Source organism: Corallococcus sp. AB038B (genome assembly GCF_003668955.1).
Taxonomy (GTDB): domain Bacteria; phylum Myxococcota; class Myxococcia; order Myxococcales; family Myxococcaceae; genus Corallococcus; species Corallococcus exiguus.
The window spans coordinates 2,359,101-2,378,644 of sequence record NZ_RAWO01000001.1; the positions used below are offsets into that span (position 1 = coordinate 2,359,101).

Here is a 19,544-nt window from a genome sequence, read left to right on the forward strand (position 1 = left end):
GGGTTCAGGGGCGGGCGAAGAGGTCGAAGCCCGCCTGCCGCAAGAGCCGCACCACCGACAGCATGGGCAGCCCCTGCACGTTGGTGCGGTCGCCCTCCAGCTTCTGGAGCAGCGCCTGCCCCCGGCCCTCCACGCGGTAGCTGCCCGCGCAGCCCTCCCACTCGCCGGTGTCCAGGTAGCGCTCCAGTTCCTCCGGCGGGACGGGGAAGAACGTCAGGCGCGCGTCCTCCAGCGTCTCCGAGTGATGGTCGCCCGGCCCGAGCAGGCACACGGCGGTGTGGATGACATGGGTGTTCCCCAGCAGGCGCGTGAGCTGCGCGCGCGCCGCGTCCCGGTCCTGGGGCTTGCCCAGCACGTCGCGGCCCACCTCCACCAGCTGATCCGCCGCCAGCACCCAGGACTCCGGGTGGCGCTCCTGCACCGCGCGGGCCTTGCGCACGGCGAGCATCCGCACGGCTTCGTCAGCGGGCAGGTCGTCGGGGACTTGCTCGTCCACGTTGGGGGCTTCGGTGCGGTAGGGCACGCCCAGCCCGTCCATCAGGACCCGTCGCGCGCTGGAGGTGGATGCCAGGATGAGTTCTCTCATGGGAGGCCGGAGGGTAATGCAGCCGGGGAGGGGATGGGACCCCTCAGGCGGGCAGGCACGTCCCCGCTTCCTGTGCATGGGGCGGATGCCATAGCCTCCCCGCCCATGTCGCGGCGCGGTCTGCTCGCTGTCTGTCTCCTCCTGCTCGTCTCCTGCAAACGGCCCCCTCCGGCGAACGCCGACGCGGGCACGGATGCGGGCACGGTCCCCACCGCCGTGGAGGCTGACGCGGGCGCGCTCGCCGAGTCCGCCGTGGACGCGGGCCCCCTCGCCTCCGTGAAGCGCCCGGACGACGCGGTGGCGGAGGTGCACCCGCTGGCGGTGTGCGACGCGCGAGGCGGTGCGCCCCTGGACGCGGCCCGCGACTACTACGACTCCGGCCACTACGAGGAAGCGCTGTCCTGCGCCGCGCAGGCCGCCGCGCAGGAGCCGGACCTCGCCGCCGCCCACGCGGAACGGGGCGCCGCGCTGGCCGCGCTCAACCGCGAGCCGGAGGCGCAGCTCGCCTACGCCCGCGCGCTGGCCATCGACCCGGGGGACTCGGATGCGCTCCTGGGCGCCGCGCACCTGTACGCGGTGCAGTTGCCCTCCACTCGCGAGCGGGACGAACTGGGCGCCCTCTACGCCGAGCGGGGCCTGTCCCAGCCCTCCACGCCCCCGGAGCTCGTGCCGTCGCTGGCGCTGGTGGCCGCCATGGCCTTCAACGACCTGGGGCAGGCGGAACAGGCGCTGGACCGCGCCGCCATCGTGCTCGCCCGCGAGCCGGGCAACGCCGAGGCGAAGTACGAGAAGGCCCTGGCCCTCTTCGAGCTGTGCCGCTTCCGCGAGGCGAAGGCGGCCTTCGCGTCGCTCCTGAAGGACAAGGACCGCGCGGCGCACGCACACCAGCACCTGGGCCTGCTCCTGGAGCGCGAGGGCCAGTGGGCCAAGGCGGATGACCACTTCCAGAAGGCCCGAGCGCTGGAGCCCGAGGACTTCCCCCCGCCGCCCCTGCCGTCGGCGGACGAGTTCAAGGCCCAGGTGAAGCGCGCGCTGGCGGACCTGCCCGCGGACATGCGCCAGGACCTGGAGGGCGTGCCGGTGGCCACGGAGGAGATTCCCTCCGAGGACGACCTGCTCGCCAACCAGCCGCCCCTGTCGCCCACCATCCTGGGCCTGTTCCGGGGGCCCTCCCTCCAGGAACCGTGCGACGGCTCGGAGACGCCCTGCCGCTCGGTGGCCCTCTACCGGCGCAACCTGGCCCGCGCGGTACGCACCCCCGAAGAGCTGCGCGAACAGATTCGCGTGACACTGCTGCATGAAATCGGGCATCTGCGCGGGGAAGACGACGAGGAACTGGCCGCACGCGGCCTGGAGTGAGCCCCGACATGCCTTCTCTTCCCACTGCCCGGGTCAGCCTCAAGGGCGCCAAGACACTGCGTCGCGGCACCCCCTGGGTGTACCGCACGGAGCTCACCGACGCCCCCGCCACCGACGCCCCGGGAGCGGTGGTGGCCGTGGTGGATCCGCAGGGAAACCCCATCGGCCAGGCGCTCTACGCCCGCCGCTCCCCGCTCGCCCTGCGGCTGCTCACGCGCAAGGGGCCGAATGAAGAGAAGGTGGATGACGCCTTCTTCATCCGCCGCCTGGAGGCCGCGCTCGCCCGCCGCGCCGTGCTGCCGGGGCGGGACGGCCTGCGCCTGGTGCACGGAGAGGCGGACCTGCTCCCCGGCTTCTTCGTGGACCGCTACGGCCAGGGCCTCACGGTGCAGACCCTGTCGGAGGGCATGGACGCGCGCAAGGAGATGCTCGCGCGAGCGCTGGTGGAGAGGACGGGCGCAAGCCACGTCGTGTGCCGCGATGACGCCTCAGGCCGCGACTTCGAGAGCCTGCCCCGCGAGGTGCGCCTGCTGCACGGCGAGGGCGCCGCGCGCTTCACCTACCACGAGGGCGACAACCGCTTCGAAGTGGACCTGCTGGGCGACATGAAGACGGGCGCGTTCCTGGACCAGGTGGACAACCACCTGCGAGCGGGCGAGCTGGGCCGTGGCGAAGCGCTGGACTGCTTCAGCTACCACGGCGGCTTCGCGCTCGCGCTCGCGAAGCACTGCACGTCGGTGCTCGCGGTGGAGCAGGACGCGAAGGCCTCCGCTCGCATCCAGACGAACGCGGAGGCCAACGGCCGCGCCAACGTGAAGGTGGAGAACGGCAACGCGTTCGACGTGCTGCGCCGCTTCGACCAGGAGGGCCGCCGCTTCGACACCATCGTCCTGGACCCTCCCGGACTGGCCAAGCGCCGCGAGGGCCTGGCCACCGCGCTGCGCGCCTACCACGAGCTCAACCTGCGCGCCCTGCGCTGCCTCAAGCCGGACGGCCTGCTGGTGACGTGCTCGTGTTCGGGGAAGCTGGACCGCCAGGGCTTCGAGTCCATGGTGCTGGACGCCGCCGCGGACGCGAAGCGCCCGGTGCAGATCCTGGAGCGGCGGGGCGCCGGCCTGGACCACCCGGTGCTCGCGGGCCTCACGGAGACGGAGTACCTCAAGGCCCTCTACGTGCGCGCCCTGTAGCCAGGGCGCGGCGGGGCAGGGGGCTGGACTGCTACGGGATGCCCAGCTCCTTGCGCAGCCGGCCCACGACCTTGAAGTACTCGGTGCGGCTGAAGCCCACGTTGAGGATGTGGAAGTCCTTCTTGGACAGCCCCACGCAGCCGAAGCAGTAGTTGCAGTCCTGCAGGTTCTTGCTCAGCACCACGTACGCGCTGCTGGAGCAGTTCTCGCTCTGCACGCAGTAGGCGCACGCGTGGCAGTTCTTGCACTCCACGCAGTGCGAGCAGTTGGTGCACAGCTCGCACCGCGTGCAGTGCGTGCACTGGTGGCAGCTGTCGCAGTCCTTGCAGAACATGCAGTTGGCGCAGCGCTGGCAGCCCTCGCACGCGTAGGAGCCGGGGTTGCCCGGGTCCACCGCGTAGCTCTTGGACAGCTTCTGGAACTGGTCCATGAACTCGCGCTTGCCCAGGGACGACACGCCCAGGCGCGCCGCCTTCTCCTGCTCCAGCAGCTCCTGGGCCGTCTGGGTCCGCGACCCCTTGTCCTTCACCGCCACAAACGCTCCTTGGACTCTTGAGTCACTGCAGCCGGGCCAGCCCGGCCAGGTCGATGCCTCGCGCCACCCGCCGCACCTCCACGGTGCTGGGGAAGCCGCGGCTGGTGACGGCCACCACGAACCGCTCGCCTACCAGGAGGTTCGCCTCCGCGACGGCCTCGTCCGCGTCATAGCGCACGAAGCCCACGGCCTCCTTCCACTGGATGGGCGCCGTCGGGTCGCTCGCCGCGCGGCCCTTCGCCTTCTGCGCCGCCTCGCGGATGGCCTCTCCCAGCTTCAACCCCATGGTGGTGTCCACGATGCGCACCTTCACCTCGCGGCCTTCGCCCCGGGTGTAGGTGCGCTCCGCCTCCGACACGGACACCTCGCCGTACTTCCCCGTGGAGCCCGCGGTGGAACCCACCGTGAAGCCTTCCAGCGACTCCGGCAGGAACGGCGCCAAATCCTTGAAGTACACGCACGGTGCGGCGGTCGTCACCACGTCGCGCGGGGTGGGAGATGTCGTGCGTTCGTCGTCACGGCATCCGCCGCCCACGCCGAGCGCGAGCGATGCGATGGCCAGCCGTAGGAAATAGTCGCGCACGAACGAATCAAAGGGTATCCCTGGCCCGCGCGCAATGGACCTTTCGAAGCTCAATCCTCCTCAGCGCGAGGCCGTGGTGACGCTCCAGGGCCCCCTGCTCGTGCTGGCGGGCGCGGGCAGTGGAAAGACGCGGGTCATCACCCACCGCATCGTCCACCTGCTCAACGAGCGGCCGAACCACATCATGGCCCGCAACATCCTCGCGGTGACCTTCACCAACAAGGCCGCCACGGAGATGAAGGAGCGGCTCATCCACATGGCCGGGCCGCGCGCCCAGGGCGTGCTGGTGTGCACCTTCCACGCGTTCGGCGCGGAGGTGCTGCGCGAGGACATCCACCGGCTGGGCTGGCCGAAGAAGTTCGCCATCGCGGACATGGGCGACCAGCTCTCCATCATCCGCCGCGCCATGCGCGACAAGCGCATCGACGACCGCGCCTTCGACGCGCGCAAGGTCCTCACCCTCATCTCCAAGGCGAAGAACTCCGGCGAGGCGCCCCAGCCCAAGCCGGAGGGGATGGGGGACGACTACGACCTCATCACCTCCATGGTCTTCGCGGACTACCAGCTCGCGCTCAAGGCGCAGGGCTCGGTGGACTTCGACGACCTGCTGGTGCTGCCCGCGCGCCTCTTGCGCGAGCACCCGGACCTGCACCGCAAGTACACGGCCCGCTTCCAGTACCTCCTGGTGGACGAGTTCCAGGACACGAACCACGCCCAGTTGGACCTGCTCAAGCTGCTCGCGGGCGAGGCGAGGAACGTGTGCGCGGTGGGGGATGACGACCAGTGCATCTACTCCTGGCGCGGCGCGGAGGTGCGCAACATCCTGGACTTCGAGCGGCACTTCCCGGGCGGCAAGGAGGTGCGGCTGGAGCAGAACTACCGCTCCTCCCAGCGCGTGCTGGACGCGGCCAACGCCGTCATCGCCAAGAACCCGGAGCGCAAGGACAAGCGCATGTGGACCGACCGCAAGGGCGGTCCGCTGGTGAAGGTGGTGGCGTGCCCCAATGATGAAGAGGAGGCCCGCTTCATCGCGCACGAAATCCAGAAGCACATCTCGCTGGGCGTCCCCGCGGACGACATCGCGGTGCTCTACCGCACCAACGGCCAGGCACACCCGGTGGAGGAGATGCTGCGCGAGAAGAGCATCGCCTACGAAGTGGTGGGCGGCAGCGAGTTCTTCGACCGCAGCGAGGTGAAGGACGTCATCGCGTACTTCAAGGTCCTGGCGAACAAGCTGGACGAAATCTCCCTCATGCGCATCGTCAACGTGCCCTCGCGCGGGATTGGCGATGTCACCATGGAGCGGCTGCACGCGCACTCGCGCGCGGAGGGCGTGACGCTCTGGACGGTGATGCGCCGCGCGGAGACCTATGACGACCTGCCCGCGGGAGCGGGCGGCAAGGTGCTGGAGTTCGTGGAGATGGTGGAGCGCTACCGCGACGCCTTCACCCAGACGCCCCGCCTGTCGGAGGCCACGCACAAGCTGCTGGAGGAGATTGGCTTCCGCGAGGCCACCCGCGCCAAGGCCGTCTCCGGCACCGCCGCGGACAAGAAGCTCAAGGGCGTGGACGGGGTGCTCGCATCCCTGGAGAAGTTCGAGAAGCGCGAGGGCCCCAAGGCCAGCCTCCTTACGTACCTGAACCGCCTCAGCCTGGACACGCGCCAGGAAGAGGAGGACGTCCCGGGGCAGAACAAGCGCGTGACGCTGATGTCCCTGCATGCCTCCAAGGGCCTGGAGTACCGGCTCGTCTTCTTCATCGGCATGGAGGAGGACCTGATGCCCCACGGCGGCATGCAGGGCGAGGCGCAGAACCTCGAGGAGGAGCGCCGCCTCTGCTACGTGGGCATCACCCGCGCCAAGGAGCTGCTCTACCTCACCCGCTCCACCGTGCGCGTGAAGCGCGGCAAGGAAGTGCCTCGCACGCCCTCGCGCTTCCTGGAGGACCTGCCCCCAGACGCCTTCGAGATCGTGGACATGGACGCGCCGCGTCAGGGACCGCCGGACGAGAAGGAGAAGAACTTCTTCGCCAACCTGAAGGAGCGCTTCAAGAAGCCCGCCGCCGGGGGGGCGGGCCCGGGCACTCCTGGCCGGGCGCCCTGAGGGGTCCCCCGTACGCCCAACCTTGACTTGATCCCGCCGTCCTACTAGGAGGGTCAGCCTTTCCGGGCTTCTGTCGGAGTTTTGGACGGAGGACCCGCGGTTGGTTACGCACGAGCACGCGGCCCCTGGCATGCACCTGGGCGCCGCGCCGAAGTCTGGAGTGCACGAAATGTCGCAGAAGACCTACAGCGCCAAGGCTGGGGACATCAAGCGCCAGTGGCACGTCATTGACGTGTCCGACAAGGTGCTTGGTCGCGCCGCCAGTCAGATCGCCACCCTCCTGAAGGGCAAGCACAAGCCGACGTACACCCCGTCCATCGACACGGGTGACCACGTCATCGTCATCAACGCCGACAAGGTGAAGGTGACGGGCACGAAGGAGACGGACAAGCAGTACTACCGTCACCCGTACGCCGGTTTCCCGGGTGCCCTGAAGATCACCAACCTCCAGAAGCTGCGCCAGCGTCACCCTGAGGACATCATCCTCAACGCCGTGCGCCGCATGCTGCCCCGCAATGCCCTGGGCCGTCAGATGATGACGAAGCTCAAGGTGTATGCTGGTGACACTCATCCGCACACCGCGCAGAAGCCGGTGGCGTTCAAGGTCGAGGCGTAAGACAACCATGGCGATCAATCCTGAACTCGGTTTCTACGCCACGGGCCGCCGCAAGGAGGCCACCGCTCGCGTCTGGCTGCGTCCTGGCAACGGCGCTGTCGTCATCAACGGCCGCGACATCAACGAGTACTTCGGCCGTGAGACGTCGAAGATGGTGCTCAACCAGCCGCTGGAGATCCTGGAGCAGAAGGGCAAGCTCGACGTCACGGTCAACGTGCGCGGCGGCGGCCTCTCTGGTCAGGCCGGTGCCATCCGTCACGGCATCGCGCGCGCGCTGTGCGCCTTCAACCCGGAGTTCCGTCCGGCGCTGAAGAAGGCCGGCTTCCTCACCCGCGATGCTCGCGCGGTCGAGCGCAAGAAGTACGGCCAGCCCGGCGCCCGTCGTCGGTTCCAGTTCTCCAAGCGCTAATCGCGCTTGTCGGCCAGCTGTCCGGCCGTTCGTCGGCGGGGGTTTCCTTCGGGAAGCCTCCGCCGTCGTGCTTTGCGGGCAAGCGGGTGGGCGTCGCCCCGTCGCGACGCGCGCGGGCGTTCTGCTACCATCCCGGCACCCTCATGGAACTCAACGAAATCCTGCAGATCGCCCTGCGCGGCGGAGCCTCCGACATCCACCTGAAGGCGGGGCTGCCGCCCATGTTCCGCGTGGATGGTTCGCTGGTGCCGCTCAAGGACGGCCGCCGCCTGCCTCCGGAGGAGGTGGCGCGCATGGCGTTCGGCATCATGAACGAGTTCCAGAAGGAGAAGTTCAAGGTCAGCAACGAAGTGGACCTGGCCTACGGAGTGCCGGGCCTGGGCCGCTTCCGCGTGAACGTCTTCCAGCAGCGCGGCACGGTGGGCGCCGTGCTCCGCGTCATCCCCTTCAAGGTGATGACGATGAAGGACCTGCTGTTGCCCCCGGTGTTGGAGAAGGTGTGCGGCGAGGAGCGCGGCCTGGTGCTGGTGACGGGCACCACGGGCTCCGGCAAGTCCACCACGTTGGCGGCGATGATCGACTACATCAACTCCAACGAAACCAACCACATCATGACCATCGAGGACCCCATCGAGTTCCTCATCCGCGACAAGCGCTCCATCGTGAACCAGCGCGAAGTGGGTGTGGACACGATGAGCTTCTCGCAGGCCCTGAAGTCAGCGCTGCGCCAGGACCCGGACGTCATCCTGGTGGGCGAAATGCGCGACCACGAGACCATCGAAACGGCGCTCCACGCCGCGGAGACGGGCCACCTGGTGATGTCCACGCTGCACACTCTGGACGCCACGGAGACCATCAACCGCATCGTGTCCGCGTTCCCCCCGCACCAGCAGAAGCAGGTGCGCCTGCAGCTCTCCAGCGTGCTGCGCGGCGTGGTCAGCCAGCGCCTCGTTCCGCGCGCGGATGGCAAGGGCCGCGTGGCGGCGGTGGAGGTGCTGCGCGTCACCGCGCGCGTGCGCGAGATGATCGAGGACAAGGACCGCACGAAGGAGATCCACGACGCCATCTCGCAGGGCACGGACTCCTACGGGATGCAGACGTTCGACCAGTCGCTGATGAGCCTGGTGCGCAACGGCCTGGTCACCTACGAAGAGGCCCACCGTCAGGCCAGCAACCCGGACGACTTCGCGCTGCGCTTCTCCGGCATCAGCGGCACGTCCGACTCGAAGTGGGACAACTTCGACGCCAAGGCCGGCGATGAGCGTCCCATCCCGGGCTCGGCGTCCTTCGCGCAGAAGGGCGCGCCCGCACAGGCTGCCCCCGCGGCGCCCACGCCCGCGCCGGTTCCCCAGGCCCCGCGCCCCGGAGCGCCCATGGCCGCCCGGCCCATGACGCCTCCGCCCGGCGTCGCGGCGCCGCGTCCCGCCACTCCGCCGCCCGGCGTCGTCCAGGGCCGGCCGCTGCCTCCGCAGGTGGCGGCCCGTCCGCCCACGCCTGCTCCGGTGGCCGCGCCCGCTCCGGCGGCTGGCGGCGACGACGACTTCCAGATCGAACGCTTCTAGGAAGCCCGGTGCGAAGGGGGAGGGCGCCGCTCAGGCGTCGTCATCCCCCAACTGCGCGCGCAGGCGGGAGAGGCGCATGGGGCCGATGAGTCCCTGGTGCGCCAGCGTCTGGAGCAGCGACACGGTGGCGCGCACGCGCGCGTCCTGCGCCTCGTCGGACTCCTGGAGGACCTCGTTGTCGAGCAGCGTCTCCAGGTGCTCCGGGTTGATGGACGTGGGGCCTTCCGACCAGGCGATGTCGAACAGCGCCCGCGCCATGTGCTCGCGCGCCTTGCGGTCCGCGTCGTTGGGCGCGGCCTTGGCGAACGCGAGGAACAGCGCGTCCACGGACTCCTTGGACAGCGCGGCCAGGGCGGGCACCTCGCCCAGGGACTCCTTCACGTAGTCCGCGTCGAAGTTGTCCACCTCCTGCTCGTAGCCGAAGGCCTCCTCCAGCAGGATGGACGCGAGGAAGGAGTCCGACTCCTCGTCGCTCGCGCCCTCCTCCTTCAGCGCCTCGCGCGCCTTCTGCGTCGCGGCGGACAGGGACTCGTCCTGCGTGAGCGCGCGGGCGGCGGCGTGCGCGGCCAGCAGCACCAGCGCGGCCTGGGCGTCGGAGGACAGCGCTCGTCCGCTCACGCCCTGCAGCATGGCCTTCTGCCTGGGGTTGGCGTTCGCGGCGGTCACGAAGTGCTGCTCCTCCGGAGTCAGCGGTTCACCCGCCTGCTCCTTGCGGAGCGTTTCCCTGGCGGCGTCTGCAGTGAGGAAGCGGGCGAGGATGGGGTGCATGGCGGGGCCTGTTACCACATGGTAGGGACTCCGCGATGGTTGACGAGCCCGAAGGCCCCGAGGCTGTCCAGCGCGCCACCGAGGCCTGCCTGCGCCTGCTCAAGGCGCGCGGCCGCAGCCGGCATGAGCTGTCGCTCGCACTGGAGCGCAAGGGCTTCTCCGAATCCGTGCGCGAAGCGGTGCTCGCCCGCCTCGCGGAGTGGGGCTACCTGGACGACGCGAAGTTCGCGCGTGAACGCGCCCAGGCCCTGCTGGGCAGGGGCAAGCTGGGCCCCCGGGCCGTGCTTCAACGGCTCCAGGCCCATGGGCTGGAGGGCACGGAGGCGCGGCGGGCGCTGTCGGAGGCGAAGGACGCGGTGGGCTTCGACGCGCTGGAGGCCGCACGGCAGGTGTTGGAGCGCCGACGCCTGGCTGGCCGCCCGCTGGACGCGAAGGAGCAGGCGAGGGCGGGGCGGCTTTTGCTCAGCCGGGGTTTCGCGCCGGACATCGTGACCCGGCTGGTGGGAGAACCTTCGCTGGACCCCTCCGGGCAGGACGAATAGTTTGGAGGCGTGATGCGCTCCGTCGTCCTCGTCCTGTCCGCCCTGATGTTGTCCGCCTGTGCCGCCCTCTCCGCGGGGCCCGCGGGCGAGCCCGATTACGCCACCATGGCCGCGGAGAACCTGGCGCTGGGCGAGGCCGCCATGGAGGACAACGACTACTTCAAGGCGGAGAAGTACTTCGACCACGTCCGCGCCAAGTTCCCCTACCTGGAGGCTGCCCGCGAGGCGGAGCTGAAGCTGGCGGACCTGGACTTCGCCCGGGAGATGTACCCGGAGGCGCGCGAGAAGTTCGACTCCTTCATGCGGCTGCACCCCACGCACCCCAAGGTGGACTACGCCGCCTACCGCGCGGCCCTCTCCTACGTGCAGGAGTTCCCCTCGGAGTTCTTCGCCCTGCCGCCTTCCTACGAGAAGGAGCAGAAGCCCATGTACGACGCGCTCCGGGCCATGAACGTCTTCCTGCGCCAGTACCCGGATTCGCAGTACGTGAAGGACGCCACGGTGCACCGGAATGACGCCCGCCAGCGCCTGGCGCGCCACGAGCTCTACGTCGCGTCCTTCTACGCGAAGCGCGAGCGCTGGAAGGCCGTGGCCCAGCGCCTGGAGGGGTTGCTCAAGGACTACCCGGGCACGCCGCTGGAAGAGGAGGCCCTCTTCGACCTCCACAACGCGTACGTGAAGCTCAACGACACGGAGCGCGCGCAGAACACGCTGCGGGAAGTCGTCAAGCGCTTGCCGGGCACGCCCGCCGCCCAGCGTGCCCAGAAGATGCTGGGCTCGTGAGGCGCTCGGAGGACTGGGGCCGGCTGGGGGGCATCGGCATCGCCGTGCTCGCCGCCGCCTGTGTCCTCCTGTTCCTGGGCTCGCGCCTCCTGGGCGCGGCCGCCGGACCGGAAGCGGAGATCATCACCACCCTGAAGCAGGCCGAGCACGACGGCGTGTCCCTGCCCGTGCCCGGTGCACAGGCTCCGCTCGTCTCGAGGAAGCTCCAGTACGCCCGCATCTCCGTCTCCGTGGCGCCGGACGGCCAGCGCGCGGAGGCCTTCACCACGCTGGACTTCGAGGGCGCGCTGGGCGCCACCACGGTCAGCACCGCCGGCGTGGAGGCGGTGGCCTTTACCCGAGCGTCCGGCCGGTGGAAGCCCACGTCCTCGGTGGCGCCGCGGCTGGTGGCGGTGGTGGCGGCGCTGGAGGCGCGGCGGCAGGCCCTGTCGCAAGGCCGGCCGGAGGCGCTGTCACAGCTGGCGGGCCCGGGAGGGGACGGCGGTGCGGGGCGGGCGTGGGCGGAGGTGGCCCCCTTGAGCAAGCGGCGGCTGACAGTCCAGGCTTGGTACGCGCGCCTGGAGCGGGACGAGGTGACGGTGACGGAGCACTACCGGTTGGAGGGCGATCTCCCGGCCCGGCCGGTGGACACCCGGGGTGAGCGACCGCTTTTGCTCGTGCGCGAGGGCGATCAATTCTTGTTTTCGCCCGGGCTGATGTAGGCTTCCCGAGGAGGCAGGGGCCCGCGCGGGCCGAGTCATGGACGAAGCCCTCAAGCAGCTACTGACCCTCGGGCGCGGCTCCTTCGAGAAGAAGCAGTACGCCCAGGCCGAGCAGTTCTTGACGAAGGTGGTCGAGCAGAATCCGACCTTCGCCGACGTCTACAACATGCTCGGCATCATCTACCACGACCAGGGCCAGTTCGCCCGGGCGCAGCGGGCCTTTGAGTCCGCGCTGCGGCTCAACCCCGCGTACACCGAGGCCGCGCTCAACCTGGCGGTCATCTACAACGACATGGGGAAGTACGCGGAGGCGAAGGAGGTCTACCAGGCCGCCTTGTCCCGCCAGAAGGGCGCCCCCGGCGAGCTGGACCCGTACGTCATGAAGAAGGTGGCCAACATGTACGCCGACATTGGCGACGTGTTCGCCTCCAGCGGCGTGTGGGCCAAGGCCATTGAAGAGTACCGCCGCGCGCTGGCCCACTTCCCGGAGTTCGTGGACATCCGCCTGAAGCTGGGCAATGCCCTGAGGGACGCCGGCGACAATGCGGCGGCCCTGGCGGAGTACGAACAGGTCATCGCGCAGAATCCGTCGTACATTCCTGGACGGATCAATTATGGAATCGCCCTGTACTCGGCGGGACGCCGTGACGAGGCGGTGAAGGTCTGGGAAGACGTGCTCGTGCGCAGCCCCGGCAACAAGAGCGCGCAGATGTACCTCAACCTGGTGAAGGACCCGGGCAAGGCGGAAGTAACGGGTTGATCACCATGGCAACTTCCATCATCGAGGTCGCGGCACCGTGAGCACTCCTGGCGGTACGGCGAAGTCCTTTGCCCTCAAGTTCATCTCCGGGAAGTACCAGGGCGGTGAGTTCCCGCTGAAGGCCAACAAGCAGATCGTCGTCGGACGGTCGAGCGAGTTGGACATGGTGCTCGTGGAGGACATGGTCTCGCGCAAGCACGCGAAGATTCTGTTCTCCGACGGAGCCATCACCATCGAGGACCTGGGGTCCACCAACGGCACCTTCGTCAACGGCGAGAAGGTCAAGCAGGCCAAGCTGAAGGAGGGGGACCGCATCCTCATCGGGACCTCCATCCTCAAGCTCGTGCACCAGGGCGCGGAGAGCGCCGCCGTGGACGAGAGCGTCGTGAAGCAGAAGCTGGAGGAGGCCGCCGCCGCACAGGCCGCGCGGACCACCAAGGCCAGCTCCATGACGGGGAAGATTGAAGAGATTCCCCTCCCGGACCTGCTCCAGCTCTTCCACACGTCCAAGAAGAACGGCGTGCTCGTGGTGAACAACGCCCACGAGGGTCGCATCTACCTGCGCCAGGGCCGCGTGTACTACGCGGTCATCGACGACAACCACAACCTGGGCCCGCAGAAGAGCTTCAACCGCATCGTCACCTGGGAAGAGGGTGACTTCGAGCTGCGCCCGGCGGACTCGCAGGAGTTCATGGTGGAGCTGGACTCCTCCACCGAAGCGCTCCTGATGGACGCCCTGCGGCAGCTGGACGAGTTCAAGCGGCTGCAGCCGAACCTGCCGCCCATGGCCACGGCGCTGCGAATCGCGCAGCCGCTGACGGCGCCCTTGAAGGAACTGACGCCGGAGCACCTGGACGTGCTGCAGCTGGTGCACAACCACGGCTCGCTGGGCGGCGTGCTGGACCACTCGGACGGCGACGACGTGCTCACCGCCGAAACGGTGGTGCAGCTCATGAAGCGCGACTACGTGCGCGCGGAGTAGGGAACACCATGGCGGGCAAGAAGCCGGTGGCGCTGAAGAAGCGCCTCACGGAGATGAGCCACTGCGCGGGCTGCGCGGCGAAGCTCAAGGCGGGGGACCTGGCGAAGGTCCTGGGCGGGCTGAAGGGGAAGACGTCTCATCCCCAGGCCTTGGTGGGCTTCAACACGAATGACGACGCCGCCGTGTACCAGGTGGCGCCGGGCATGGCCGTGGTGGAGACGGTGGACTTCTTCCCGCCGCTCGTGGACGACCCGTTCCAGTTCGGCGCCATCGCCGCGGCCAACGCGCTGTCGGACATCTGGGCCATGGGCGCGAAGCCGCTGTTCGCGCTCAACCTGGTGTGCTTCCCGGACGAGCTGCCGCTCAAGACGCTGCAGAAGATCCTCGCGGGCGGCCAGTCCAAGGCGGACGAGGCGGGCATCCCCATCCTCGGCGGCCACAGCATCCGCGACCCGGAGCCCAAGTTCGGCATGGCCGTCACCGGCGTGGTGCACCCGAAGAAGGTGCTCACCAACGCGGGCGCGAAGCCGGGGGACGTGCTGCTGCTCACCAAGCCCGTGGGCACGGGCATCGCCACCACCGCCATCAAGCGGGGGCTCGCGTCCAAGGCGCTGACGAAGCGCGTGACGGCGCAGATGGCCACGCTCAACAAGGCGGCCGGTGAGGTGTTCGCGTCGGGTGCGTTCAAGGTGAACGCGCTCACGGACGTGACGGGCTTCGGCCTGCTGGGCCACCTGCTGGAGATGATGAACGGCGCGAAGACGCGCGCGGCGGTGGACCTGGAGCGCATCCCGCTCATCGCGGAGGTGCCCGCGCTGGCGGAGGCCGGCGTGATTCCAGGCGGCACGAAGACGAACCTCGCCCACGTGAAGAAGCAGGTGACGTTCCCTGAGGGGCTGCCGGAGCACATCCAGTGGCTGCTCGCGGACGCGCAGACCAACGGCGGCCTCCTGGCCAGCGTGCCCGCGCGCCACGCGCTCAAGGCCATCCAGGCGCTGGAGAAGGCGGGCGTGGACGCGGCCCTCATCGGCGAAGTGCAGGCGGGCCGCCCCGGCATCGACGTCATCGGCTGAAGCACGCACGCCCGGGAGGGGATTTCGCCTCCGGGCCGGGCCTCCGCTAACATCCCTGGGCGAATGTCGCCGCGCCGCTTCCCCTTCGGTCTTCTCATGCTCGCGTGCCTCCTTCCGGTCCTCGCCGGGGCGGGGGAGCGCGGGGCGCGCATCGTCATCGACCCGGGACACGGCGGGGCGAAGGAGGGCGCGAAGGGGCCCGGCGAAATCTGGGAGAAGGAGGTCGCGCTCCAGATTGCCCAGCGCCTGCGCGACAAGCTGGAGGCCGCGGGCAGCGAGGTGTTCCTCACGCGCGACCGCGACACGCTGATGGCGCTGTCGGAGCGGGTGGAGTTCTCCAACATCCAGCGGCCGGACCTCTTCCTCTCCATCCACGCCAACTCCATGCCCACGAAGCGGCTGCGCGAGCGCACCGAGGGCATCGAGACGTACTTCCTCTCCGCCAACGCCTCCGGTGAGGCGGCGCGGGCGGTGGCGGACCGAGAGAACGCGGAAGCACCCACGGCCCGTGCGGCGCGTGGACACTCCACGCTGGCCTTCATCCTGGATGACCTGGCTCGCACGGAGGCGCACTCGGATGCGTCGCGGCTGGCCTACGCCATCCACCCGCGCCTCGTTTCCAAGAGCGGCGCGGCGGACCGGGGCGTGCAGCAGGCGCCCTTCTTCGTCCTCACGGGCGTGGAGGCGCCGGCGGTGCTGATTGAAGTGGGCTTCATCTCCCACCCGCAGGAGGGCGCGCGGCTGGGGAAGGCCGCGTATCAGGAGACCCTGGCGGAGGCCATCGCGGACGGGGTGTTGGCCTTCCTCCGGGAGACGCGCCGGAGGGACTCCTCGCCCTCGCAACCGGTGGCTGGATCCACCGCGCCCTGATAAAGCGTGGGGGCTTCGCCTGTCCCTCCCTGTCAGGAGCCTTTCCCCGTGCGTTCGTTCAACCGTGGTGCGCTGGACCTCCGGCCTGTCACCCTCACGCCCAACGTCAACCGCTACGCGGAGGGCTCCGTCCAGGTGGAGTTCGGCCACACGAAGGTGCTCGTCACCTGCTCGGTGGAGGACCGCGTCCCGCCGCACCTGATGGGCAAGGGCAGCGGCTGGGTGACGGCCGAGTACGGCATGCTCCCGCGCGCCACGCACACCCGTGGCGCTCGCGAGGCCGCCAAGGGAAAGCAGACCGGCCGCACCATGGAGATCCAGCGGCTCATCGGCCGCGCCCTGCGCGCGTCGGTGGACCTGCAGGCGCTGGGCGTGCGCACCTTCACGCTGGACTGTGACGTCATCCAGGCGGACGGCGGCACACGCACCGCGTCCATCACCGGCGCGTACGTGGCGCTGGTGCTGGCCATGCGCTCGCTCAACAAGCCGGGCCTGTTGAAGGGCCTCACGCCGCTGGCCGCGGTGTCCGTGGGCGTGGTGAACGGCGAGGTGCGCGTGGACCTGGACTACGACGAGGACTCCACCGCGGAGGTGGACCTGAACCTCGTGGCCACGGGCGATGGCCGCATCGTGGAGGTGCAGGGCACCGCCGAGCACAAGCTCTTCGACCGCAAGTCGATGGACGCGATGCTGGACGGGGGCCTGGCCGCCATCCAGCAGCTCGCCGCCGCGCAGGCGAAGGTGCTGGGATGAAGCCCCGGCTGCTCTTCGCCACCGGCAACGCCGGCAAGCTGCGCGAGCTGCGCGCGCTCGTGGGCGACTCGGTGGAGGTGGTGTCCCTCAAGGACCTGCCCCCCGTGCCCGAGCCCGTGGAGGACGGCGCCACCTTCGAGGAGAACGCGGTGAAGAAGGCCCGCGAGTACTCGGAGGCCACCGGGCTGCCCGCGCTGGCGGACGACTCCGGGCTGTGCGTGGACGCGCTGGACGGACAGCCCGGCGTGCTCTCCGCCCGGTACGCGCCGGGGGACGACAAGGCCCGGTACGAGAAGCTCCTCACCGAGCTGGCGGACGTGCCGGATGAGAAGCGCACCGCGTCCTTCCGCTGTGCCCTGGCCCTGGTGACCGGGAAGGGGGACGCGCCCCGGGTGGAGGTGGGCCGCTGCGAGGGCGTCATCCTGCGGGCCCCGAAGGGGACGAACGGCTTCGGCTACGACCCCGTGTTCCAGGTGGAGGGGGAGGGTGGGCGCTCCATGGCGGAGCTGGCACCGGAGGAGAAGTCCCGGGTGTCGCACCGGGCCCGGGCCTTCCAGCTGATGCGGCGCCATCTGTTGGCGCTTTGACCGGGCGGGCGGGCGTCAGGAACAGCAAGCTTGCGCGTCCGTCCGCGTTAGGCGAAGAATGCGGCACTTCTCGGGGCGTAGCGCAGCCTGGTAGCGCACCTGCCTTGGGCGCAGGGGGTCGGAGGTTCGAATCCTCTCGCCCCGATTTGAAGTGCCGTGATGTTTCAGCAGTGAGGACCGGCCAGCTCCAGTAGCTCAGCTGGATAGAGCACCGACCTTCTAAGTCGGGGGTCGCAGGTTCGAGCCCTGCCTGGGGCGCTAATCTGCTGGCCGGTGGTTTTGGGCCTTGAATGGCCTTGGTTTCCACGGTAGGAGACCGCCGCAGCAACGCCGTGAGACGTGCGAAGTGACGGCGAATGTAGCTCAACTGGTTAGAGCGCCGGACTGTGACTCCGGAGGTTGCCGGTTCGATCCCGGTCATTCGCCCTTCTTTGCTTCCCGCGCCTATAGCTCAACTGGATAGAGCATCGGCCTTCGAAGCCGAGGGTTGGGGGTTCAAGTCCCTCTGGGCGCACTGTCTCAACCCTCTGAAGCCGCGTCAGACGCCGCCTCCTGGCTCCGCGCTTCGGTTTTCCCGTCCAACCGCAGCCACCACGCTCCGTGTGGCACTGGAATTGTTCACGCGGAAATAATTTCTTTCATTCATGCTGTGTTTGTCTAAAAGCCTCCGCGCTTTCCGTGAAGGGGAATATGACAAACAAGACGAGCGCCAAGCGCTGGGGCGCTTCGCGAAGTGTAGCGATGTTGATGGCTGTCGTGTCTGGGGTTTCGGCTGGTGCATGTGGACCCGCCGGGGAAGACCTGGATGACTCCAGGCACCTGGAAGAGCGCCGGGACAAAGTCATCTCTTTCTATGATGACCGGCAGGATGTCTATGCGCATCCTGATGCGACCCTGGCCGCGCTCGCCATCAACTCGACACCGATCATGATGACCAGGTCTGGGGCACCTACGTCGGCGAATGTCGCTGCAAGCGAGATCCTCGGGGCGAAAAAAGACCTCTGCTCAGGCGAGCGGTTCTACAACGACCCGACACTGGGAGAATGCTCAGGAGTGTTGATTGACGACGACCTTGTCCTCACTGCGGGACATTGCGTCGGGACGTCATGTGGCGCGCAAGCTTGGGTCTTCGGGTACTACCGTACCAACGCCACGACGGTCGCCTCCATGTCGAGCGCGGACTACTTCACCTGCAAGGAGATGGTTCTCAACCGGAGGCGCGAGAGTGGCTCGTCCTGGATTGAGGACTACGCCATCATCCGGCTGGATCGTCCGGCGACGCCGCGATTCACTCCTGCTCGAGTTGCCTTCGGGAACCACCCGTTCCCTCAAGGACAGGCCATGGCCCTTATTGGCTCTCCCAGTGGGATTCCGCTGAAGATTGATTCAGCGGGCATCCTGCGGTCCTTGGCCACTAACGACAACCTCAAGGCGGACCTGGATACGTTTGGTGGGAACTCTGGCAGTGCCATGTACGCGCAGGGAGGCTATACCGTGGCGGGGGTCCTCTTCGCTGGCTCAGGTGGAGATGACTACGTGCCGAACAGCTCCAACACCTGCAACGTAGCGAATGAGTCGCTCTGGCGTGAAACCGCCTCGGGCTATGCCATGCGGCCCATTCTCGACAAGCTTTGCGCCACGCCGGGATTCACCAGCGGCCGCCTCTGCTTCAAGTTCACGGGCGCTCTGGAGAGCATCGACAGCGCGGGTTGGGTCACCGGGTGGGTCTTCGACCGCAGGACGCCGGAGGCTCAGGTCACGGTCGATGTCAGTATCATGCGGACGTCGTTTCCCATCTCCAGTACGACCCTCACTGTTCAGACGGACCAGATCCGGACGGACATCAACGAGCAATTCGGTCTCACGGGCGCGCACGGTTTCAGGTTCCAGCTCCCCGCGGCGTTCCGCAACAACGCGACGGGCGTCCTCTCCGCCAGCGTAGTTGACATGTCCGCCCCTCCGGTGCTCTGGACCTACAGTCTTCCGGGCAGCCCCATGGCCTACCAGGGGATTCCGTAGGCCGTAGCCGCGCTGCCTGCTCGGTAGCGACAACGCCCGCGCCCCTTGAGCTGGGACGCGGGCGTTGTTCCTCTCTGCCTTTGAAAGACCCTCTTTGTTTGAGCAGCGCCGGCCACCACCGGACCCGGCAACTGGACGAGACGATGCTGTGCCGGTTCCCCTCGGAGTCGTAATAGCCATCCGAGCGGCTCCTCCTGCGCAGTGTCTCGATCACCGTTCCATCCCGGGCCAAGCTCATCGGGCCGCAAACCTGTTCGACGGAATTCATGGAGGGGAGTTGGAACTGCGCGCACGACTGCCCCGACGGCGCGATGAACTCCACGTCATGCCGGCAGTCCGAGTAGCTTCCTCCGCTGACCGCGTACCGGAAGTCGCCCGTGCCATCCGGAAGCCGGAGCAGGGGACGCCCGGCGTCCTGTGCGAGCCAGGCGGGAGCAGGGCGGCTGGAGCGCTGCAGCGATTCGAACGCCGCCGCCCAGTTCTTAGCGAAGCCCGTGACCCCCAGGAACAGCCCCTCGTCCGCTCGGGGAACGAGCTTGTAGGTCCCCGCTGGGGCCTGGGCCAGCGCGAGGAAAGGGAGGCCGGGCTGGCCTGCGCGGTCCACCCAGACGCCCTCCACCGTGGATGCCCCGAAGCGTGTGTCCCCCACCCACGAACAGCTCCGCCACGATGCACCGCCAGGCCATGTCCGCTGCTCCATCCTGGTCAATCGTATTGACCGGGAGTGCAGGTGGAGACGCACGGCGTGGAATGCCAGGGGTGTGGCGG

Annotated in this window: 20 protein-coding genes and 4 tRNA genes; 20 read left to right on the forward strand and 4 right to left on the reverse strand. The window is 68.7% G+C overall.

The features are described from left to right. Positions 1–4: 4 nt before the first annotated feature. Positions 5–586: a nucleoside triphosphate pyrophosphatase gene (locus D7Y04_RS09825; RefSeq protein WP_121759050.1), complete on the reverse strand. Its 582-nt coding sequence runs from the start codon at positions 584–586 to the stop codon at positions 5–7. 105 nt (positions 587–691) lie between these two features. Here D7Y04_RS09825 and D7Y04_RS09830 point away from each other — a divergent pair, with 105 nt between their 5' ends. Both D7Y04_RS09830 and D7Y04_RS09835 read left to right on the forward strand, forming a co-directional pair. Further along, on the forward strand, positions 692–1,945 hold the full coding sequence (locus D7Y04_RS09830) for a metallopeptidase family protein (protein ID WP_121759051.1): 1,254 nt from the start codon (positions 692–694) through the stop codon (positions 1,943–1,945). Positions 1,946–1,953: 8 nt separating this feature from the next. Next, positions 1,954–3,132 carry a class I SAM-dependent rRNA methyltransferase gene (locus D7Y04_RS09835; RefSeq protein WP_121759052.1) on the forward strand — a complete coding sequence of 393 codons (1,179 nt, stop codon included), beginning with the start codon at positions 1,954–1,956 and terminating at the stop codon, positions 3,130–3,132. A 31-nt stretch (positions 3,133–3,163) separates the two neighbouring features. On the opposite strand, the gene D7Y04_RS09840 is transcribed toward D7Y04_RS09835, so the two are convergent. Then, positions 3,164–3,661: a caib/baif family protein gene (locus D7Y04_RS09840; RefSeq protein WP_120577036.1), complete on the reverse strand. Its 498-nt coding sequence runs from the start codon at positions 3,659–3,661 to the stop codon at positions 3,164–3,166. A 28-nt stretch (positions 3,662–3,689) separates the two neighbouring features. Beyond that, entirely contained in the window at positions 3,690–4,250 is a 561-nt protein-coding gene (locus D7Y04_RS09845) for a hypothetical protein (protein WP_233601339.1), read from the reverse strand. A gap of 34 nt (positions 4,251–4,284) precedes the next feature. Here D7Y04_RS09845 and D7Y04_RS09850 point away from each other — a divergent pair, with 34 nt between their 5' ends. The 4 genes from D7Y04_RS09850 to D7Y04_RS09865 all read left to right on the forward strand — a co-directional run bounded on the left by D7Y04_RS09850 (position 4,285) and on the right by D7Y04_RS09865 (position 8,938). Continuing rightward, the gene (locus tag D7Y04_RS09850; RefSeq protein ID WP_120595439.1) at positions 4,285–6,351 is read left to right on the forward strand and encodes an ATP-dependent helicase; all 2,067 of its coding nucleotides are present in this window, start codon (positions 4,285–4,287) and stop codon (positions 6,349–6,351) included. A gap of 169 nt (positions 6,352–6,520) precedes the next feature. Continuing rightward, positions 6,521–6,967 (forward strand): 50S ribosomal protein L13, encoded by a 447-nt coding sequence (gene rplM, locus D7Y04_RS09855; RefSeq protein WP_120577030.1) that lies wholly within the window; start codon positions 6,521–6,523, stop codon positions 6,965–6,967. Between the two features lie 7 nt (positions 6,968–6,974). Beyond that, positions 6,975–7,376, forward strand: a complete 402-nt coding sequence (rpsI, locus tag D7Y04_RS09860; protein ID WP_120549158.1) for a 30S ribosomal protein S9 — start codon at positions 6,975–6,977, stop codon at positions 7,374–7,376. Between the two features lie 143 nt (positions 7,377–7,519). Further along, positions 7,520–8,938 carry a type IV pilus twitching motility protein PilT gene (locus D7Y04_RS09865; protein WP_120595448.1) on the forward strand — a complete coding sequence of 473 codons (1,419 nt, stop codon included), beginning with the start codon at positions 7,520–7,522 and terminating at the stop codon, positions 8,936–8,938. Positions 8,939–8,968: 30 nt separating this feature from the next. Here D7Y04_RS09865 and D7Y04_RS09870 read toward each other — a convergent pair whose 3' ends face one another. Then, complete coding sequence (locus D7Y04_RS09870) at positions 8,969–9,706, reverse strand: hypothetical protein (protein WP_120595438.1); 738 nt, start codon at positions 9,704–9,706, stop codon at positions 8,969–8,971. Positions 9,707–9,741: 35 nt separating this feature from the next. Between D7Y04_RS09870 and D7Y04_RS09875 the strand changes: the two genes are divergently transcribed. The 14 genes from D7Y04_RS09875 to D7Y04_RS09940 all read left to right on the forward strand — a co-directional run bounded on the left by D7Y04_RS09875 (position 9,742) and on the right by D7Y04_RS09940 (position 18,776). Continuing rightward, positions 9,742–10,248, forward strand: a complete 507-nt coding sequence (locus tag D7Y04_RS09875) for a regulatory protein RecX (protein WP_120595437.1) — start codon at positions 9,742–9,744, stop codon at positions 10,246–10,248. A 12-nt stretch (positions 10,249–10,260) separates the two neighbouring features. Beyond that, positions 10,261–11,031, forward strand: a complete 771-nt coding sequence (locus D7Y04_RS09880) for an outer membrane protein assembly factor BamD (protein WP_120595436.1) — start codon at positions 10,261–10,263, stop codon at positions 11,029–11,031. Next, positions 11,028–11,732 carry a hypothetical protein gene (locus tag D7Y04_RS09885; RefSeq protein ID WP_120595435.1) on the forward strand — a complete coding sequence of 235 codons (705 nt, stop codon included), beginning with the start codon at positions 11,028–11,030 and terminating at the stop codon, positions 11,730–11,732. The genes D7Y04_RS09880 and D7Y04_RS09885 overlap by 4 nt, the downstream gene beginning before the upstream one ends. A gap of 37 nt (positions 11,733–11,769) precedes the next feature. Further along, entirely contained in the window at positions 11,770–12,492 is a 723-nt protein-coding gene (locus D7Y04_RS09890) for a lipopolysaccharide assembly protein LapB (protein ID WP_014394857.1), read from the forward strand. Between the two features lie 37 nt (positions 12,493–12,529). Beyond that, positions 12,530–13,474 carry a DUF4388 domain-containing protein gene (locus D7Y04_RS09895; RefSeq protein ID WP_120581232.1) on the forward strand — a complete coding sequence of 315 codons (945 nt, stop codon included), beginning with the start codon at positions 12,530–12,532 and terminating at the stop codon, positions 13,472–13,474. 8 nt (positions 13,475–13,482) lie between these two features. Further along, positions 13,483–14,547: a selenide, water dikinase SelD gene (selD, locus tag D7Y04_RS09900; protein WP_120595434.1), complete on the forward strand. Its 1,065-nt coding sequence runs from the start codon at positions 13,483–13,485 to the stop codon at positions 14,545–14,547. Positions 14,548–14,610: 63 nt separating this feature from the next. After that, positions 14,611–15,417, forward strand: coding sequence for an N-acetylmuramoyl-L-alanine amidase (locus tag D7Y04_RS09905; protein WP_121759053.1), 807 nt, complete (start codon positions 14,611–14,613; stop codon positions 15,415–15,417). A 48-nt stretch (positions 15,418–15,465) separates the two neighbouring features. Continuing rightward, entirely contained in the window at positions 15,466–16,170 is a 705-nt protein-coding gene (gene rph / locus D7Y04_RS09910; RefSeq protein WP_120595432.1) for a ribonuclease PH, read from the forward strand. Further along, entirely contained in the window at positions 16,167–16,757 is a 591-nt protein-coding gene (gene rdgB, locus D7Y04_RS09915) for an RdgB/HAM1 family non-canonical purine NTP pyrophosphatase (RefSeq protein ID WP_121759054.1), read from the forward strand. The genes rph and rdgB overlap by 4 nt, the downstream gene beginning before the upstream one ends. A 71-nt stretch (positions 16,758–16,828) precedes the next feature. Next, a tRNA-Pro gene (locus D7Y04_RS09920) sits at positions 16,829–16,902 on the forward strand. A gap of 39 nt (positions 16,903–16,941) precedes the next feature. After that, positions 16,942–17,015: transfer RNA gene (locus D7Y04_RS09925), tRNA-Arg, on the forward strand. 94 nt (positions 17,016–17,109) lie between these two features. Further along, a tRNA-His gene (locus D7Y04_RS09930) sits at positions 17,110–17,183 on the forward strand. A gap of 14 nt (positions 17,184–17,197) precedes the next feature. Continuing rightward, positions 17,198–17,271, forward strand: a tRNA-Arg gene (locus D7Y04_RS09935). Positions 17,272–17,447: 176 nt separating this feature from the next. After that, positions 17,448–18,776, forward strand: a complete 1,329-nt coding sequence (locus tag D7Y04_RS09940) for a serine protease (protein ID WP_121759055.1) — start codon at positions 17,448–17,450, stop codon at positions 18,774–18,776. Positions 18,777–19,544 lie beyond the last annotated feature (768 nt).

Excerpts from the sequence above, each read along its gene's own strand:
- D7Y04_RS09905 (WP_121759053.1), top strand. The coding sequence starts at position 14,611 with ATGTCGCCGCGCCGCTTCCCCTTCGGTCTTCTCATGCTCGCGTGCCTC.
- rpsI (WP_120549158.1), top strand. The coding sequence starts at position 6,975 with ATGGCGATCAATCCTGAACTCGGTTTCTACGCCACGGGCCGCCGCAAG.
- D7Y04_RS09835 (WP_121759052.1), top strand. The coding sequence starts at position 1,954 with ATGCCTTCTCTTCCCACTGCCCGGGTCAGCCTCAAGGGCGCCAAGACA.
- rplM (WP_120577030.1), top strand. The coding sequence starts at position 6,521 with ATGTCGCAGAAGACCTACAGCGCCAAGGCTGGGGACATCAAGCGCCAG.
- rdgB (WP_121759054.1), top strand. The coding sequence starts at position 16,167 with ATGAAGCCCCGGCTGCTCTTCGCCACCGGCAACGCCGGCAAGCTGCGC.
- D7Y04_RS09865 (WP_120595448.1), top strand. The coding sequence starts at position 7,520 with ATGGAACTCAACGAAATCCTGCAGATCGCCCTGCGCGGCGGAGCCTCC.
- selD (WP_120595434.1), top strand. The coding sequence starts at position 13,483 with ATGGCGGGCAAGAAGCCGGTGGCGCTGAAGAAGCGCCTCACGGAGATG.
- D7Y04_RS09880 (WP_120595436.1), top strand. The coding sequence starts at position 10,261 with ATGCGCTCCGTCGTCCTCGTCCTGTCCGCCCTGATGTTGTCCGCCTGT.
- D7Y04_RS09890 (WP_014394857.1), top strand. The coding sequence starts at position 11,770 with ATGGACGAAGCCCTCAAGCAGCTACTGACCCTCGGGCGCGGCTCCTTC.
- D7Y04_RS09825 (WP_121759050.1), bottom strand. The coding sequence starts at position 586 with ATGAGAGAACTCATCCTGGCATCCACCTCCAGCGCGCGACGGGTCCTG.
- D7Y04_RS09830 (WP_121759051.1), top strand. The coding sequence starts at position 692 with ATGTCGCGGCGCGGTCTGCTCGCTGTCTGTCTCCTCCTGCTCGTCTCC.
- D7Y04_RS09870 (WP_120595438.1), bottom strand. The coding sequence starts at position 9,706 with ATGCACCCCATCCTCGCCCGCTTCCTCACTGCAGACGCCGCCAGGGAA.
- D7Y04_RS09940 (WP_121759055.1), top strand. The coding sequence starts at position 17,448 with ATGACAAACAAGACGAGCGCCAAGCGCTGGGGCGCTTCGCGAAGTGTA.
- D7Y04_RS09875 (WP_120595437.1), top strand. The coding sequence starts at position 9,742 with ATGGTTGACGAGCCCGAAGGCCCCGAGGCTGTCCAGCGCGCCACCGAG.
- D7Y04_RS09850 (WP_120595439.1), top strand. The coding sequence starts at position 4,285 with ATGGACCTTTCGAAGCTCAATCCTCCTCAGCGCGAGGCCGTGGTGACG.